At 70.0% G+C, this 15,589-nt stretch carries 17 protein-coding genes and 1 pseudogene; 7 read left to right on the plus strand and 11 right to left on the minus strand.

The window, feature by feature from the left end:
- Positions 1 to 80: 80 nt before the first annotated feature.
- The gene (locus tag ACFV7R_RS06675) at positions 81 to 1,823 is read left to right on the plus strand and encodes a CDP-alcohol phosphatidyltransferase (protein WP_385260686.1); all 1,743 of its coding nucleotides are present in this window, start codon (positions 81 to 83) and stop codon (positions 1,821 to 1,823) included.
- Here the strand turns inward: ACFV7R_RS06675 and dusB are convergent, their stop codons facing one another.
- A complete protein-coding gene (dusB, locus tag ACFV7R_RS06680; protein ID WP_385260688.1) occupies positions 1,824 to 2,954 on the minus strand; it encodes a tRNA dihydrouridine synthase DusB in 1,131 nt (376 codons plus the stop codon). It abuts the gene before it with no gap.
- Positions 2,955 to 3,032: 78 nt separating this feature from the next.
- On the opposite strand from dusB, the gene ACFV7R_RS06685 reads away from it, so the two are divergent.
- Together ACFV7R_RS06685 and ACFV7R_RS06690 are read left to right on the plus strand one after the other, a co-directional pair.
- On the plus strand, positions 3,033 to 4,493 hold the full coding sequence (locus tag ACFV7R_RS06685; RefSeq protein WP_385260691.1) for an MFS transporter: 1,461 nt from the start codon (positions 3,033 to 3,035) through the stop codon (positions 4,491 to 4,493).
- Positions 4,494 to 4,762: 269 nt separating this feature from the next.
- Positions 4,763 to 4,969 carry a hypothetical protein gene (locus ACFV7R_RS06690; RefSeq protein ID WP_385260693.1) on the plus strand — a complete coding sequence of 69 codons (207 nt, stop codon included), beginning with the start codon at positions 4,763 to 4,765 and terminating at the stop codon, positions 4,967 to 4,969.
- Here the strand turns inward: ACFV7R_RS06690 and ACFV7R_RS06695 are convergent.
- The 5 genes and pseudogenes from ACFV7R_RS06695 to ACFV7R_RS06715 form a co-directional block, all read right to left on the minus strand.
- Positions 4,958 to 5,545, minus strand: coding sequence for a TetR family transcriptional regulator (locus ACFV7R_RS06695; protein WP_385260696.1), 588 nt, complete (start codon positions 5,543 to 5,545; stop codon positions 4,958 to 4,960). The two genes, ACFV7R_RS06690 and ACFV7R_RS06695, sit on opposite strands and share 12 nt — an antisense overlap.
- A 26-nt stretch (positions 5,546 to 5,571) precedes the next feature.
- Positions 5,572 to 6,576, minus strand: coding sequence for an aldo/keto reductase (locus ACFV7R_RS06700; RefSeq protein ID WP_385261398.1), 1,005 nt, complete (start codon positions 6,574 to 6,576; stop codon positions 5,572 to 5,574).
- Positions 6,577 to 6,745: 169 nt separating this feature from the next.
- A pseudogene (locus ACFV7R_RS06705) lies at positions 6,746 to 6,844 on the minus strand (1,4-alpha-glucan branching protein); the annotation flags it as partial.
- Positions 6,845 to 6,880: 36 nt separating this feature from the next.
- Positions 6,881 to 7,801, minus strand: coding sequence for a DUF4394 domain-containing protein (locus tag ACFV7R_RS06710; RefSeq protein ID WP_385260698.1), 921 nt, complete (start codon positions 7,799 to 7,801; stop codon positions 6,881 to 6,883).
- A gap of 157 nt (positions 7,802 to 7,958) precedes the next feature.
- On the minus strand, positions 7,959 to 9,341 hold the full coding sequence (locus tag ACFV7R_RS06715) for a glycine--tRNA ligase (RefSeq protein ID WP_385260700.1): 1,383 nt from the start codon (positions 9,339 to 9,341) through the stop codon (positions 7,959 to 7,961).
- 194 nt (positions 9,342 to 9,535) lie between these two features.
- Between ACFV7R_RS06715 and ACFV7R_RS06720 the strand changes: the two genes are divergently transcribed.
- The 4 genes from ACFV7R_RS06720 to ACFV7R_RS06735 are packed head-to-tail and all read left to right on the plus strand — an operon-like array spanning position 9,536 to position 12,691.
- Positions 9,536 to 10,504, plus strand: a complete 969-nt coding sequence (locus tag ACFV7R_RS06720) for a zinc ABC transporter substrate-binding protein (protein WP_385260701.1) — start codon at positions 9,536 to 9,538, stop codon at positions 10,502 to 10,504.
- Positions 10,505 to 10,521: 17 nt separating this feature from the next.
- Complete coding sequence (locus tag ACFV7R_RS06725) at positions 10,522 to 11,298, plus strand: metal ABC transporter ATP-binding protein (RefSeq protein WP_385260702.1); 777 nt, start codon at positions 10,522 to 10,524, stop codon at positions 11,296 to 11,298.
- Between the two features lie 12 nt (positions 11,299 to 11,310).
- Entirely contained in the window at positions 11,311 to 12,213 is a 903-nt protein-coding gene (locus ACFV7R_RS06730) for a metal ABC transporter permease (RefSeq protein ID WP_385260703.1), read from the plus strand.
- Positions 12,214 to 12,271: 58 nt separating this feature from the next.
- Positions 12,272 to 12,691, plus strand: a complete 420-nt coding sequence (locus ACFV7R_RS06735; RefSeq protein ID WP_385260704.1) for a Fur family transcriptional regulator — start codon at positions 12,272 to 12,274, stop codon at positions 12,689 to 12,691.
- Positions 12,692 to 12,748: 57 nt separating this feature from the next.
- On the opposite strand, the gene ACFV7R_RS06740 is transcribed toward ACFV7R_RS06735, so the two are convergent.
- The 5 genes from ACFV7R_RS06740 to ACFV7R_RS06760 are packed head-to-tail and all read right to left on the minus strand — an operon-like array spanning position 12,749 to position 15,520.
- The gene (locus ACFV7R_RS06740) at positions 12,749 to 13,621 is read right to left on the minus strand and encodes an isoprenyl transferase (RefSeq protein ID WP_385260707.1); all 873 of its coding nucleotides are present in this window, start codon (positions 13,619 to 13,621) and stop codon (positions 12,749 to 12,751) included.
- A 22-nt stretch (positions 13,622 to 13,643) separates the two neighbouring features.
- Positions 13,644 to 14,390 carry a DNA repair protein RecO gene (recO, locus tag ACFV7R_RS06745; RefSeq protein ID WP_129801862.1) on the minus strand — a complete coding sequence of 249 codons (747 nt, stop codon included), beginning with the start codon at positions 14,388 to 14,390 and terminating at the stop codon, positions 13,644 to 13,646.
- A 4-nt stretch (positions 14,391 to 14,394) separates the two neighbouring features.
- On the minus strand, positions 14,395 to 15,072 hold the full coding sequence (locus ACFV7R_RS06750) for a DUF1266 domain-containing protein (protein WP_385260710.1): 678 nt from the start codon (positions 15,070 to 15,072) through the stop codon (positions 14,395 to 14,397).
- 29 nt (positions 15,073 to 15,101) lie between these two features.
- Positions 15,102 to 15,317 carry a hypothetical protein gene (locus tag ACFV7R_RS06755; RefSeq protein WP_385260713.1) on the minus strand — a complete coding sequence of 72 codons (216 nt, stop codon included), beginning with the start codon at positions 15,315 to 15,317 and terminating at the stop codon, positions 15,102 to 15,104.
- Complete coding sequence (locus ACFV7R_RS06760) at positions 15,314 to 15,520, minus strand: hypothetical protein (protein WP_385260714.1); 207 nt, start codon at positions 15,518 to 15,520, stop codon at positions 15,314 to 15,316. Before ACFV7R_RS06760 ends, ACFV7R_RS06755 begins: the two co-directional genes overlap by 4 nt.
- Positions 15,521 to 15,589: the final 69 nt, after the last annotated feature.

A 15,589-nucleotide genomic window follows, 5' to 3' on the forward strand; every position in this document is an offset into this window, starting at 1 on the left:
GCCGTACGACACTGCGGCGGACCCGTTCCCCCACGCCGGGTCCGCCGCTTCACAGTGCTTTCGTACGGAGGGACCCCCGGGTGGCTGTCTTCACGCGTCAACCGCAGCACACGACCGACGACGCACCGCAGCCCTCGGATCAGACCGCGGAACCCGCCGCCCCCGAAGGCCGCCTGGCCCGCTGGCGTGCCGCACACCCCACCGCCGCCCGCGCCCTGCGCTGGACCGCGACCGCCCTCTCCGTCGCCCTGGTCCTGTTCGCGCTGCTCGTGCCGAACACCCTCGCCGCCCTCGAGTGGGGCAAGTTCGTGCGGATCCCGGTGGAGGCGATCATCGGTGCCGCGGTGCTGCTCGTGCTGCCCCGCCGGCCGCGGTTGGTGGCGGCGATCGTCGCCGGGGTCGGGCTCGCCGCGCTGACCGTGCTCAACCTGCTCGACATGGGCTTCAACGAATACCTCGGCCGCGGCTTCAACCTGGTCCTCGACTGGGGTCTGCTCGACGACGCCCAGTCCTACATGAAGGACACCATGGGCGGGGCGGGCGCGACCGGGCTGGCCATCGGGGCGATCGTGCTCGCCGTGCTGCTGTTCGCGGTCATGACGCTGGCGACGGTCCGGCTGAGCAACCTGCTCGTCCGGCATCGCACCGTCGCCGTCCGCTCGACGCTCGCCGCCGCCGTCGTATGGACGCTGGCGTACGCGCTCGGCGTGCAGTTCGCCGGGCTGCCGATCGCCTCCGACCATGCGACGGCGCTGCTGGAGGTCCAGAAGCGGCGGGTGCAGACCACGCTGCGCGACGAGGCGGCGTTCGAGCGGGAGGCGAAGGAGGACGTCTTCGGCAGCACGCCCGGCGACCAGCTGGTGCCGGACCTGCGCGGCAAGGACGTCCTGTTCACGTTCATCGAGAGCTACGGCCGCAGCGCGCTCGAGGACCCGCTGATCTCGCCCGGTGTGCTGAAGTCCCTGGACACCGGCGACAAGGCGCTGACCGAGGCGGGGTACGCCGCGAAGAGCGGCTGGCTGACCTCGGCGACCTACGGGGGCAGCAGCTGGCTGGGGCACTCCACGTTCCTGTCGGGCCTGTGGATCAGCAGCCAGCAGCGCTTCCGCACCGTCACCTCCGGCGACCACCTCACCCTCACCAAGGCCTTCCAGAAGACCGGCGACTGGCGGACCGTCGGTGTGGTGCCGGGTGTGCAGAAGGGCTGGCCGGAGGCGAAGTTCTACGGGCTGGACAACGTCTACGACGCCTTCCATCTCGGCTACAAGGGGCCGAAGTTCAGCTGGTCGACGATGCCGGACCAGTACGCGCTGGAGGCGTTCCAGCGACTGGAGCACGGCAAGAAGCGCGACCAGCCGCTGATGGCGGAGATCATCCTGACGTCCAGTCACCAGCCGTGGGCGCCGATCCCGGAGATGGTCGACTGGGACGAGCTGGGCGACGGCTCGGTCTTCGACGGCATCGAGAAGGCGGGCACCGACCCCTCCGAGGTGATCGCCGACTCGGACCGGTCCAAGGAGGAGTACGGCAAGTCCGTCGCGTACTCGCTCACCAGTCTGACCCAGTGGCTGGAGCGCTACGGCACCGAGGACACCGTCCTGGTCTTCCTCGGCGACCACCAGCCCATCGCCCGGGTCAGCGGCCAGCGCGCCAGCCGGGACGTACCGGTCACGATCGTCGCCAAGGACCCGAAGGTGCTCGACAAGATCTCCGGCTGGGGCTGGACGGACGGCCTCAAGCCGGACCAGGACGCGCCGGTGTGGAAGATGAGCGACTTCCGGGACCGGTTCCTGACGGCGTACGGCTCCAAGCCCAGCGGGTGATCAGCCGCCGGAGGTGTCCAGCTCCGCGTCCTCGCCGATCCCCGCACAGTCGTACGGGTCCTTCAGCCAGCCGTCCGGGAGCACCACCCGGTTGTTGCCGGACGTACGGCCGCGCGGCCCGCCGGCGCCGGCGGGCCAGGGCTGGTCGAGGTCCAGCTCGTCCAGCCCGGAGCGGAGTTCCTCCAGGGAAGAGGTGATCGCGAGCCGCTTGCGCATCTCCGAGCCGACCGCGAAGCCCTTGAGATACCAGGCGACATGCTTACGGAAGTCGATGACGCCACGGGACTCGTCGCCGATCCACTCGCCGAGCAGGGTGGCGTGCCGGACCATGACATCGGCGACCTCGCGCAGGGTGGGCCTACGGAAGTCGGCCCGTCCCTCGAAGGCGGCGACCAGGTCGGCGAAGAGCCACGGCCGCCCGAGGCACCCGCGCCCCACCACGACCCCGTCGCAGCCGGTCTCCCGCACCATCCGCAGCGCGTCCTCGGCCGACCAGATGTCGCCGTTGCCGAGCACGGGGATCTCCGGCACATGCTCCTTCAGCCGGGCGATGGCGTCCCAGTCGGCGGTGCCGCCGTAGTGCTGGGCGGTGGTGCGGCCGTGCAGGGCAATGGCGGTGACACCCTCCTCGACGGCGATACGGCCGGCGTCGAGGTAGGTGAGGTGGTCGTCGTCGATGCCTTTGCGCAGCTTCACCGTCACGGGCAGGTCACCGGCCCCGCTGACGGCCTCGCGCAGGATGGCGCGGAGCAGGTTGCGCTTGTAGGGCAGCGCGGAACCGCCGCCCTTGCGCGTCACCTTGGGGACCGGGCAGCCGAAGTTCAGATCGATGTGGTCGGCGCGGTCCTCCTCCACGATCATGCGGACGGCCTTGCCGACGGTCGCCGGGTCCACGCCGTACAGCTGGATCGAACGCGGCCGCTCGGTCGCGTCGAAGTGGATCAGCTGCATGGTCTTCTCGTTGCGCTCGACCAGCGCCCGGGTGGTGATCATCTCACTCACGAACAGGCCTTTGCCGCCGCTGAACTCCCGGCACAGGGTGCGGAAGGGCGCGTTGGTGATCCCGGCCATGGGGGCCAGGACGACGGGCGGCTGGACGGTGTGCGGGCCGATCTGCAGGGGCGTGGACATCCCTCCATTGTGCCGTGCAATGCGTTTGTAAAATTCATTAGTTAGTCGCACTATCGAAATGGGCGTAGGATGAGGCTTATGCCCGAGCCCGAGCTCAGCCAACGCCGCCGCCTGCTGGTCCTCGCGATCTGCTGTATGAGCCTGCTGATCGTGAGTCTCGACAACACGGTGCTGAACGTCGCCCTGCCCTCCCTGCAGGACGACCTGCACGCCAGCACCTCGGGCCTGCAGTGGACGATAGACGCGTACACGCTCGTCCTCGCCTCGCTGCTGATGCTCGCGGGCTCCACCGCCGACCGGATCGGCCGCAAGCGGGTCTTCATCGCGGGCCTGATCGTCTTCACGATCGGCTCGGCCCTGTGCTCCGTCGCCCCCAGCCTGGACGCACTGGTGATCTTCCGCATGGTCCAGGCGGTGGGCGGTTCCATGCTCAACCCGGTCGCCATGTCGATCATCACCAACACCTTCACCGACCCGCGCGAGCGCGCCCGCGCGATCGGGGCGTGGGGCGGGGTCGTCGGAATCTCGATGGCGGCGGGACCGCTGGTGGGCGGACTGCTGGTGGATGCGGTGGACTGGCGGGCGATCTTCTGGATCAACCTGCCGGTGGGCCTCGCTGCGCTGCTGCTGACGCTGCGGTACGTCCCCGAATCCCGCGCCCCGAAGGCCCGGCGGCCCGATCCGGTCGGCCAGGTGCTGGTGATCGCGCTGTTCGGCTCTCTGACGTACGCGATCATCGAGGCGCCGCACGCGGGGCTCGCGGCAGTGCTGCCGTTCGCGGCGGTCGCGGTCCTCGCACTGATCGGCCTGCTCTCGTACGAGCCACGCCGGGCGGAGCCGCTGGTCGACCTGCGTTTCTTCCGGTCGGCGCCCTTCAGCGGGGCCACGGTGATCGCGATCGGTGCGTTCGCGTCGCTGGGCGGGTTCCTGTTCCTGTCGACGCTGTATCTGCAGCACGTGCGCGGCCTGGACGCGCTGCACGCCGGACTGTGGATGCTGCCGATGGCCGCGCCGACGCTGGTGTGCGCCCCGTTGGCCGGGCGGCTGCTGGCGAGCGTGGGGCCACGGCTGCCGTTGCTGATCGCGGGCGTCGCGATGACCGCGAGTCCGCTGCTGTTCGCGGCGTTCGAGGGCGAGACGTCGAACGTCACCCTCTTCCTCGGGTACCTGCTGTTCGGTGTCGGCTTCGGCTTCGTGAACGCACCGATCACCAACACGGCGGTGTCCGGGATGCCACGGGCGCAGGCGGGGGTTGCAGCGGCCGTCGCCTCCACCAGCCGGCAGCTTGGGCAGACGCTGGGGGTCGCTGTGGTCGGCGCGGTCCTGGCGTCGGGGATCGGGGCGTCGTCGTACCGGGACGCGTTCGTGTCGGCCGCCCGGCCGGGGTGGTGGATTCTCGTGGGGTGCGGGGTGGCCGTGCTGGTGTTCGGTGCGCTGAGCAGCGGGCGGTGGGCTCGGGGGACGGCTGAACGGACGGCTGAGCGGCTGGAGTCGGAGGAGGTACGGCAGGTGGTGGGGGCGCGGTCCCCCGCCTCGTAAGAGGCGCAGGGCTGTGCCGATATGCGGCTCCGCCGCGATGGGGGTCCCCCCGCTCATGGGGGTCCCCCCGCTCGAGCGAAGCCGAGAGTGGGGGAGAAGCCGAGAGTGGGGGAGCGACCAGCCACAAACGACCCGCGGTGGCCGAACCGCATACCCAGCGGAGCAAACAGCTTGGACAACTCGCCGTGAAGTGACTCCTGTTGATGTTGATCCTGCTGCACACTCCTTGCTGCCCGAAGAGACAGCCGGACGGGGACGCTGGAGGCGTCATGCCGCAGATCGACACGAGCAAGGTCAGCCGCTGGGATCAGCACGGACGCGAGCATGTCGTACGGGTCCAGCGCACCGGCGTGCAACGCACGATCAGGTGCGACACCTGCGGCTGGCGGCGGAGCGCGCAGTTTCTGCCCTGGCTGAAGGCGGAGGAGCATCTCGCCGAGGCCCACCAGGCGACGGTGGACCCGTCAGCCGCGTAGCCCTCGCACCAGCAGATCCACCACCGCGTCGAAGTCCTCCTCGATCCCCGGCTGCGCCCACTCCGGCGCGTAGCAGGGGTCGTGGAAGCGCCCGCTGGCCTGGAACACCCCGCGGGCCGTCCTCGCCGGGTCGGCGGCGAGGAAGACGCCCGCCTCGACGCCGGCCTCGATGATCGTGGTCAGCTGGGCGGTGAGGTCGGCGATGTGGTCGGAGACCGCCTCGCCGCTCTCGCCCGTCAGCACCATGTACGTGGCGAACAGTTCCGGGTCGTCGCCCGCCTTGCGGCGCTTGGCGTCGAAGAGCGCCCGGAGCCAGTCGCGCAGCCGGGCCTCCGGGTCGCGCTCCTCGGCGACTATGCCGGCCAACGCCTCGGAGGTGCGGTCCAGCCACCGCTTCGTCACCGCCTCCCGCAGCGCCGCCTTGGTGCGGAAGTGCCGGTAGACGCTGCCGTGACTGACGCCGAGCGCGCGGGCCACGTCCACCACGGTGGCCTTGGCCGGGCCGTGGCGGCGCAGCACCTCCTCGGTGACTTCGAGGATGCGCTCGGCTGTCAGGGTCTGGCTGGTCGCAGGCATGAGGTCGACCGTACCTGTCTCCCGGATCAGCGTTCGCTGTCGAGGTGTGCCATCTGCGGCGTCGGGTAGCGCTCGCCGGCCGCCGCGTCGGCGGGGACGGCTTCCTCGATCGCCCGCAGGTCGGCCTCGTCCAGCGTCACGTCCAGCGCGCCCAGCGCCTCGGTCAGCCGGTCCCGGCGTCGGGCGCCGACCAGGGGCACGATGTCCTCGCCGCGGGAGAGCACCCAGGCGATGGCGATCTGCGCGACGCTCACGCCCTTCTGCTCGGCGATCTTGCGCAGCGCCTCGACGAGGTTCAGGTTGTGCTCGAGGTTCTCGCCCTGGAAGCGCGGCGAGAACGCCCGGAAGTCGTTCGCCGCGAGCTGCCGGTCACGGGTGAAGTGGCCGGAGATCAGACCGCGGGAGAGGACTCCGTACGCCGTGATGCCGATGCCCAGTTCCCGCGTGGCCGGCAGGATCTCGTCCTCGATGCCGCGCGAGATCAGCGAGTACTCGATCTGCAGGTCGCAGATGGGGGCGGTGGCGGCGGCCCGGCGGATCGTCTCGGCGCCGACCTCGCTCAGGCCGATGTGCCGGACGTACCCCTTCTCGACGAGTTCCGCGATCGCGCCGACCGTCTCCTCGATCGGTACGCCGGGGTCGAGCCGCGCGATCCGGTAGACGTCGATGTGGTCGACGCCGAGGCGCTGGAGGGAGTAGGCGGCGAAGTTCTTCACGGCGGCCGGGCGGCCGTCGTAGCCACTCCATCCGCCGTCCGGGTCGCGCAGCGCGCCGAACTTCACGCTGACCTGGGCCTGTTCACGCAGGCCGGCGGGCGCTGCGCGCAGGGCCTCGCCGATCAGCATCTCGTTGTGGCCCATGCCGTAGAAGTCGCCGGTGTCGAGCAGGGTCACGCCGGCCTCCAGGGCGGCGTGAATGGTGGCGATCGATTCGGCCCGGTCCGCCTCGCCGTACAGGGCGGACATGCCCATGCAGCCGAGGCCGAGGGCGGAGACCTGGGGGCCGGTGGTTCCGAGGGGGCGGGTTCGCATCGTCATGCCCTCCACCTTGCCCTAACGACTGACAGATTTCAATATCTGTCAGTCGTCATCTGTCATCCCAGGCCACCGCCTCGGCGGCCGACACCTGCGCGGTCAAGTCGAAGCCGTCCGGCACCGCCGACATGACCGGCGGCCCCCTCGGGGAGGAGCGACGCACCCTCGGGTCGTCCAGCCGGAAGCCGCCGGCCTTGGCGAGGCGGGGTTCACCGGCACCGCCGTACCACGGGCGGGAGGGCAGCCAGGAGGTGAGCAGTTCCAGCTTGGCCGGCCGATCGCGGGCCCGTTGCCGGACCCCTCAGCCCTGCCGCAGCGGTATCGCCAGGTCCACCACCTGCCGCCCCTTCGGGAAGCCGCCGGTCACCGTCGCCTTTCCGGTCAGCAGGTCGACCCGGAGGGTGCGTGAACCGGTCACCACGTAGCCGGTGGTGGTGCCGCTGTTCGGCGAGCTGTAGATGTCGAAGCCCGAGTCGGGAGACAGGTCCGTGCCCGTCTTTCCGGTCGGGGCCAGGTTGCCGGCGTTGGCCGGGGACTGGACGGAGACCTGGTCCTGGGCCGTGTCGAGGTCGAAGAGGGTCGTGGCCGTCGTCGCGTCGAGGTCGTTGTTCGTGTACGCCGCCCCGGTCACGCCCGTCGCCGTCGCGCCCGTCGTCGCGGGCGGCACCGGCGGGTTGGTGAGGGTGCCGTCGACGGCCGTCGTGCCCGCGGCGGGGGCGCCCGCCGGGTCGTCGATGTTGTGGCGGAGGTTCTGGCCGGTGTCGCTGATGACGCGCAGCCGGTTGGCGGCCGGGTTGAAGTCGACGCCGAAGGAACGGCCCTGGAGGACGACGCTCAGCTGCGAGACCTTGGTGACCCTGGCGCCGATCTCACGGATCGTGTAGACGCCGCCCCGGTCGCCGACGCCGTACAGCTTGTTGTTCTGCACCCGGTAGTCGATGCCGACGAGCCTGGTGTCGCCCTTGAGGCCGCTCACCTTGCCGAGCGGGAGGACGACGCCGGGCCGGTCGACACGGAAGCGGACGAGCCGCTGGTCACCGGTCAGCCCGACGGCGACGAGCCGGTCTCCGGACGCCTGCGGCAGCCCCGCACCGACGCCGCCCTTCGCCTCGACACCGGCGACGGAGTCGCCGCCCTGTCCCCCGTCGCTCGCCGCCACATAGCCGACCGATCCGACCGCCAGCGCCAGTACGGCCGCCCCGATCACTGTTTGCTTGCGCATGATGCCCCCGTGAGAGGTTCGTCGCCGCGGCCCGCCCGATGCGGGCCGCGCATGTCCTCTCCTTCGGAGCAGACCGCCTCACGGACGGCAAAAACCCCGATTCCGTTACGTCTGTTACGTCCGTAACGGAATCGGGGTATCAGTCAGCCCTCGGGCCTCAGCAGCCGACGAGCCGGCCGGCCAGGTAACCCTCGATCTGGTCCAGCGACACACGCTCCTGCTTCATCGTGTCGCGCTCGCGCACGGTCACCGCGTTGTCCTCCAGGGTGTCGAAGTCGACCGTCACGCAGTACGGCGTGCCGATCTCGTCCTGGCGGCGGTAGCGGCGGCCGATGGCGCCGGCGTCGTCGAACTCGATGTTCCAGTTCTGGCGCAGCGCCTGGGCGAGGCCCTTGGCCTTCGGGGACAGCTCCGGGTTGCGGGACAGCGGGAGCACCGCGACCTTCACCGGGGCGAGCCGGTGGTCGAGGCGCAGCACCGTGCGCTTCTCCATCTTGCCCTTGGCGTTGGGGGCCTCGTCCTCGACGTAGGCGTCGAGGAGGAAGGCCAGCATCGCGCGGCCGACACCGGCCGCCGGCTCGATGACGAACGGCGTCCAGCGCTCGCCGGCCTCCTGGTCGAAGTAGGAGAGGTCCTGGCCGGAGGCCTTGGAGTGGGCGCTGAGGTCGTAGTCGGTGCGGTTGGCCACACCCTCCAGCTCGCCCCACTCGTTGCCGCCGAACTGGAAGCGGTACTCGATGTCAGCGGTGCGCTTGGAGTAGTGGGAGAGCTTCTCCTTGGGGTGCTCGTACCACCGCATGTTCTCCTCGCGCAGGCCCAGGCCGGTGTACCAGTTCCAGCGCTGCTCCATCCAGTACTCCTGCCACTTCTCGTCCTCGCCGGGCTTGACGAAGAACTCCATCTCCATCTGCTCGAACTCGCGGGTGCGGAAGATGAAGTTGCCCGGCGTGATCTCGTTGCGGAACGACTTGCCCATCTGGGCGATGCCGAACGGCGGCTTGCGGCGCGAGGTGGTCTGCACCTGGGCGAAGTTGGTGAAGATGCCCTGCGCGGTCTCGGGGCGCAGGTATGCGATGGAGCCGCTGTCCTGCGTCGGGCCGAGGTGGGTGGACAGCAGACCCGAGAACTGCTTGGGCTCGGTGAACTGTCCCTTGTTGCCACAGTTGGGGCAGTTGATGTCGGCGAGGCCGTTCTCCGGGGCGTGACCCTTCTTGGCCTCGTAGGCCTCCTCCAGGTGGTCCGCGCGGAACCGCTTGTGGCAGGAGGTGCATTCGGTCAGCGGATCGGTGAAGGTGGCGACGTGACCGGAGGCGACCCAGACCTCGGGGGCGAGGATCACGGACGAGTCGATACCGACGACGTCCTCGCGCGACGTCACCATGTAGCGCCACCACTGACGCTTGAGGTTCTCCTTGAGCTCGACACCCAGCGGCCCGTAGTCCCAGGCGGCGCGCTGACCGCCGTAGATCTCACTGCACGGGAAAACGAAGCCACGGCGCTTGCTCAGGCTGACGATGGTGTCGATCTTGTCGGCGGCCACGGTGCTCTCTTCATTACGACGACGGGCGACGAAGCGAGATGCTTCAGAGCGAATGCTTCAGGTTACCGGCGGGGACTCCCCCTCAATCAAATCGGTCCGGCCTCCGGGCGCACCTCACCCCTTACCAGGGGCTTACCCGGGCCTCACCAGGGGCTTGTTGACAATCGTTTCCATATTCGGTGAAAATGACTGTCATGAACGTACGACGACCTCACATATCCGGGATCGCGATAGCGGCGGCCACCGCGCTCGGCCTCGGAACCCTCTCCGCATGCTCCGACGACAGCTCCGCGGCGGGCAACTCGGACAAGTTCGACGTCGTCGCCTCGTTCTACCCGATGCAGTTCCTCGCCGAGCAGATCGGCGGGGACCATGTGAACGTCACCACCCTCACCGAGCCCGGCCAGGAGCCCCACGACCTGGAGCTCAGCACCAAGCAGACCGCCGAGCTCGGCGAGACGGACGCGGTGCTCTACCTCAAGGCCCTGCAGCCGGCCGTCGACGAGGCCGTCGACCAGTCCGGCGTCAAGACCAAGATCGACGCGGCCACGCTGACCAAGCTCGAGGACCACGGCGACGTCGAGCACAGCCACGAGGGTGAGGAAGGCCACGCCGAGGAGGAGCACTCCGAGGGGGAGCACGAGCTCGACCCGCACGTCTGGCTGGACCCGGTGAAGTATGCCGAGATCGCCGAAGGCGTCGGCACGGCCTTCGAGAAGGCCGACCCGGACAACGCCGCGGACTACCGGAAGAACACCGAGGACCTGGTCAAGAAGCTGGGCGCCCTCGACACCGAGTTCGCGGACGGCCTGAAGAACAGCAGGACGAAGGTCTTCTTCACCAACCACGCGGCCTTCGGCTACCTCGCCGAGCGCTACGGCCTGACCCAGGAGGCCATCTCCGGCATCGACCCGGAGAGCGAGCCCAGCCCGGCCCGGATCAAGGAGCTCCAGGAGGAGGCCAAGGCCGACGGCGTGACCACGGTCTTCTACGAGACACTCGTCAGCGACAAGACCGCGAAGACCCTCGCCCAGGACGCGGGCCTCAAGACGGACGTCCTCGACCCGCTCGAGGGCATCACCGACAAGTCCAAGGGCGACGACTACTTCCAGGTCATGGAAGCCAACCTCACGGCCCTGAAGACGGCCCTGGGAACCAAGTGATCGTTACGGAGGACGCCATGGGCGCCACGGGAGAGCCCGTCATATCGATGCGCGGCATACGCGCCGAGCTGGGCTCGCGCCCCGTCCTGCGCGGCATCGACCTCACCGTGCGCCACGGTGAGGTCGTCGCGCTGCTCGGCGCGAACGGCTCCGGCAAGTCGACGGCGGTACGCAGCCTCATCGGGCAGGTCCCGGTCAGCGCGGGCGAGATCGAGCTGTTCGGCACCCCGCGGCGCCGGTTCCGCGACTGGGCGCGGGTGGGCTACGTCCCGCAGCGCACCACGGCCGCGGGCGGCGTGCCCGCCACGGTGACGGAGGTGGTGTCCTCCGGGCGGCTGTCCCGGGCCCGCTTCGGGGTGCTGCGCAAGGCGGACCATGCGGCCGTACACCGCGCCCTGGAGCTGGTCGGCATGGCGGACCGGGCGAAGGACTCCGTGGGCGCCCTCTCCGGCGGCCAGCACCAGCGCGTCCTGATCGCCCGCGCCCTCGCCTCCGAACCCGAGCTGCTGATCATGGACGAGCCGATGGCGGGCGTCGACCTGGACAGCCAGGAGGTGCTCGCGCGGACACTGCGGGAGCAGGTCGCGGGCGGTACGACGGTCCTGGTGGTCATGCATGAACTCGGCCCACTGGAGCCCCTGATCCAACGGGCGGTCGTCCTGCGCGACGGCTGCGTCCTGCACGACGGACCACCCCCGAAGGCGGTCGGCCAGCACGCGCTGCCCGGCCACGACCACGTTCACCCGCACGCGGCGCACGACGCCGAACCGATGCGCACAGGACTGCTGAGCTGAGAAGGCCCCACCATGGAATTCCTGAACTACGCCTTCATGCAGCGGGCCCTGCTCGCCGCCGTCCTCGTCGGCATCACCGCCCCCGCGATCGGCATCTACCTCGTCCAGCGCCGCCAGGCCCTGATGGGCGACGGCATCGGCCACGTCGCGATGACCGGCGTCGGCCTCGGCTTCCTGCTCTCCTGGTCGCCGGTGTGGATGGCGACCCTGGTGTCCATCCTCGGCGCCGTCCTGATGGAGCTGATCCGCTGGTACGGCAAGACCCGCGGCGACATCGCCCTCGCGATGCTCTTCTACGGCGGTATGGCCGGCGGCGTGATGTTCATCAACCTCGCGCCGACCGGCTCCAACGCCAACCTCACGTCGTACCTCTTCGGATCCCTGTCGACGGTGAGCGAGTCGGACGTCACGGCGATCTGCATCCTCGCCGCGTTCGTCGTGCTGGTCACCCTGGGGCTGCGCCGGCAGCTCTTCGCGGTCAGCCAGGACGAGGAGTTCGCCCGGGTGACGGGCCTGCCGGTGCGGGCGCTGAACCTGCTCACGGCCGTCACCGCGGCGGTGACGGTCACCGTGGCGATGCGGGTGGTCGGTCTGCTGCTCGTCTCGGCGCTGATGGTGGTCCCGGTGGCCGCCGCCCAGCAGCTCAGCCGCAGCTTCGCGGCCACGTTCGCGATCGCGGTCGCCATCGGGGTCGGGGTGACCATCGGCGGCACGATCACCTCGTACTACCAGGACGTTCCGCCCGGCGCGACCATCGTGCTGCTGACGATCGGCGCGTTCATCGTGCTGACCGCCCTGGCCACTCCGCTCGCCCGGCGCCGCGCGCGGGCGCTGGCCGCCGCGCACCCCTCCGGGGACCCGGCGGAGTGTGCAATTCCGGCCAGCAGGGGTGCGCAGGACGAGATCGGCGTCTGACCGCGCCCAGCCCGGGCTGGCACAATGGCCCGGCAGAAGCAACGCAAGGAGGCAACCGGTGACGACCGCTGGACCGCCCGTGAAGGGCCGCGCCACTCGGCAGCGCGCCGCCGTGGCGGCAGCCTTGGAAGAGGTCGAGGAGTTCCGCAGCGCGCAGGAACTGCACGACATGCTCAAGCACAAGGGCGACGCCGTCGGCCTGACCACGGTCTACCGCACCCTGCAGTCCCTCGCCGAGGCCGGCGAGGTCGACGTCCTGCGCACCTCCGACGGCGAGTCCGTCTACCGCCGCTGCTCCACCGGCGACCACCACCACCACCTCGTCTGCCGCACCTGCGGCAAGGCCGTCGAGGTCGAGGGCCCGGCGGTCGAGACATGGGCAGAGGCCATCGCCGCGGAACACGGCTACGTCAACGTGGCCCACACGGTGGAAATCTTCGGCACGTGTGCGGAGTGTGCGAGCGCCTCCGGCAGTTGAGCCGCTGGGTCCGGGGCTGCGCCCCGGACCCCCTTTTCGGCCTGAACGGCCTCGTTCTCAAGCTCCCCCAGAGGGGGCACCCCCGGACGGGCTGTCCTCACTCGCCCGCCCTTCCATCGCCAACAGCTCCTCGTTGGGGATCGCCCCACCGAACCGCCGGTCCCGCGAGGCGAACTCCACGCAGGCTCGCCACAGGTCGCGGCGGTCGAAGTCCGGCCACAGGACGTCCTGGAAGACCATCTCGGCGTAGGCGCTCTGCCAGAGCAGGTAGTTGGAGGTGCGCTGCTCGCCACTGGGGCGCAGGAACAGGTCGACGTCCGGCATGTCGGGGTAGTAGAGGTACCTCGCGAAGGTCTTCTCGGTGACCTTGGACGGGTCGAGCCGCCCGGCCCGTACGTCCTCGGCCAGGGCCTGCGCCGCGTCCGCGATCTCCGCCCGTCCGCCGTAGTTCATGCAGAAGTACAGGGTCAGCCGGTCGTTGTCCTTCGTCTGCTCCTGAGCGATCTGCAGCTCCTTGGCGACCGACTTCCACAGCTTGGGCATCCGCCCCACCCACCGCACCCGAACCCCGAGTTCGTCGAGCTGGTCGCGGGTCTTGCGGATGAAGTCCCGGTTGAAGTTCATCAGGAAGCGCACCTCGTCCGGTGACCGCTTCCAGTTCTCGGTGGAGAAGGCGTACAGGGAGATCGCACCCACGCCCATCTCGATCGCGCCCTGCAGCACGTCCAGCACGCGCTCGGCGCCCACCTTGTGGCCCTCGGTGCGCGGCAGCCCGCGCTCCTTCGCCCAACGCCCGTTCCCGTCCATGACGATCGCCACATGGCCGGGGATCAGCTCACCCGGGAGCTTCGGCGCGCGGGCGCCGGACGGGTGCGGCTCCGGCGTCCTGTACTCGCGGCGCTGGCGGCCCAGGAACCCGCGTACGACCATGTGCCTCTCGTCTCCCTTGCTTCTACTTCTCGACGTACCGAAGTGAGCGCAGCCCGCGCTCCAGGTGCCAGTGCAGATAGGCGGACACCAGCCCGCTCCCCTCCCGCACATACCGCGGCTCGCAGGCGTCCGCGGTCTCCCAGTCTCCCGTAAGCAGCGCGCCGAGCAGTTCCAGGGTCTGCGGCGAGGGTACGACGCTGCCGGGCACCCGGCAGTCGACGCAGACGGATCCGCCGGACGCCACCGAGAAGAACCGGTTCGGCCCCGGCAGACCGCAGCGCGCGCAGTCGGTGAAGCTCGGCGCGTAGCCGTTCACGGCGAGGGAGCGCAGCAGGAAGGCGTCGAGGACGAGGTGCGGTGCGTGCTCGCCTCGGGCGAGCGTGCGCAGGGCACCGACGAGCAGCAGGTACTGCTGCACGGCCGGCTCGCCCTCGTGATCGGTGAACCGCTCGGCGGTCTCCAGCATCGCCGTCCCGGCGGTGTACCGGGCGTAGTCGGTGACGATGCCGCCGCCGTACGGGGCGATGGTCTCGCTCTGCGTGCACAGCGGCAGCCCGCGCCCGATCAGCTCGCTGCCCCGCGCGAAGAACTGCACGTCCACGTGCGAGAAGGGCTCGAGCCGCGCTCCGAACTTGGACTTGGTCCGCCGCACCCCGCGCGCTACGGCGCGTACCCGCCCGTGACTGCGGGTGAGCAGCGTGATGATCCGGTCCGCCTCACCCAGCTTCTGGGTGCGCAGCACGATGCCGTCGTCGCGGAACAGGCTCATGGCTTCATTCTCGCGTACGGCAGGAGATGGGGGTCCCCCCGCTCGAGCGAAGCCGAGAGTGGGGGAGGGTCCGGTCGGGGTGACGTATGGCGTCCCAGGGGGCCAGGTTCCACGGGCTGGCCCGGTTCGCCGGATCCAGCAGAGATCGCAGATGCGCGTCGGCAGCGGACTGCGGGGCGGGGAAACCGGCGTCCGGGGTTCCCCGCAGTCCGTCCCGCCACACTGCCCGCCCCAGCAGATAGTGATCGGCGTACTCCCGCCAGGACCCGTACGTCCCCGCCACCGCCGGCACGATGTTCTTCAGCGCGGTCCAGGCGTCGGCCTCGCCGAGCATGCCGCAGCCGAAGGCCCGGCGGGAGATGTCGACGTACAGGGCGGCGTCCCAGGCGAGCGGTGAGACACCGATGAGCTGGTACGCCCGCGCCCGGTAACCGCTGCGGGCCAGCTCGTCGAGCCGTCCGACCAGCTGGTCGCGCGAGGTGATCCCCCACTGGTCGGCCAACCAGCGCCGGGCGCTGTCGTCGTCGATCCGAGTGAACGGGTACAGGGTGTTCCGTGAGGCGTTCCGATCCCGGCTCACCGGCGCGCTCAGCGACACCATCCACAGTTGGTGCGCGGTGAGCGGGACGGGATACTTCCGGACCGCCTTCGGTCCTCTCTTCCTCCATCTCCACAAGCCCATGCGCCCGAACTCTACGTTCCGCCCTCACGTCAAGGAACCTCACCCCGGCTGCGTGCGTTGGCGTGGGCGGTGGCCGCGCTGAGCCGCTCGGCCGCGGTGGCGTGGCGTAGGGCACCGGGCTCAGCGTCCCACTCCCGCCCGCCGCCGTACGGTCTCACCTGCACGTACGGCCCCTCATGCCCCATGACGACGCCCAGCCGCCCGGTTCGGGTGTCCACGACATACGACCCGACCGGGGGCTTCACCGGATCACCGCCGCGAGCCGTCGCGCGGTCTCCATCGAACACCGGCCCAGTTCCACCAGCGGACAGGGCGCCTCCCGGGCAAGGCTCGCCGGATCAAGTCGCAGTGACAGCAGGGTAATTCCGGCCTTTTCGAGTGCCGTCCGCAATTCGTTCAAGGTGTCCTCCGCCTCTTCGACGCACAGCGCCGAGTGTCGTGCTTCCACGTGGTTCCCCTTCGCCGTCGAGTTTCACGCTTTCCGACTCCAGAATGACCTGCTCGCCCTACACTCGGC

Source organism: Streptomyces sp. NPDC059866, assembly GCF_042731325.1.
GTDB classification, from domain to species: domain Bacteria; phylum Actinomycetota; class Actinomycetes; order Streptomycetales; family Streptomycetaceae; genus Streptomyces; species Streptomyces flavusporus.

Excerpts from the sequence above, each read along its gene's own strand:
- dusB (WP_385260688.1), bottom strand. The coding sequence starts at position 2,954 with ATGTCCACGCCCCTGCAGATCGGCCCGCACACCGTCCAGCCGCCCGTC.
- ACFV7R_RS06685 (WP_385260691.1), top strand. The coding sequence starts at position 3,033 with ATGCCCGAGCCCGAGCTCAGCCAACGCCGCCGCCTGCTGGTCCTCGCG.
- ACFV7R_RS06690 (WP_385260693.1), top strand. The coding sequence starts at position 4,763 with ATGCCGCAGATCGACACGAGCAAGGTCAGCCGCTGGGATCAGCACGGA.
- ACFV7R_RS06695 (WP_385260696.1), bottom strand. The coding sequence starts at position 5,545 with ATGCCTGCGACCAGCCAGACCCTGACAGCCGAGCGCATCCTCGAAGTC.
- ACFV7R_RS06700 (WP_385261398.1), bottom strand. The coding sequence starts at position 6,576 with ATGCGAACCCGCCCCCTCGGAACCACCGGCCCCCAGGTCTCCGCCCTC.
- ACFV7R_RS06710 (WP_385260698.1), bottom strand. The coding sequence starts at position 7,801 with ATGCGCAAGCAAACAGTGATCGGGGCGGCCGTACTGGCGCTGGCGGTC.
- ACFV7R_RS06720 (WP_385260701.1), top strand. The coding sequence starts at position 9,536 with ATGAACGTACGACGACCTCACATATCCGGGATCGCGATAGCGGCGGCC.
- ACFV7R_RS06725 (WP_385260702.1), top strand. The coding sequence starts at position 10,522 with ATGGGCGCCACGGGAGAGCCCGTCATATCGATGCGCGGCATACGCGCC.
- ACFV7R_RS06730 (WP_385260703.1), top strand. The coding sequence starts at position 11,311 with ATGGAATTCCTGAACTACGCCTTCATGCAGCGGGCCCTGCTCGCCGCC.
- ACFV7R_RS06740 (WP_385260707.1), bottom strand. The coding sequence starts at position 13,621 with ATGGTCGTACGCGGGTTCCTGGGCCGCCAGCGCCGCGAGTACAGGACG.
- recO (WP_129801862.1), bottom strand. The coding sequence starts at position 14,390 with ATGAGCCTGTTCCGCGACGACGGCATCGTGCTGCGCACCCAGAAGCTG.
- ACFV7R_RS06750 (WP_385260710.1), bottom strand. The coding sequence starts at position 15,072 with ATGGGCTTGTGGAGATGGAGGAAGAGAGGACCGAAGGCGGTCCGGAAG.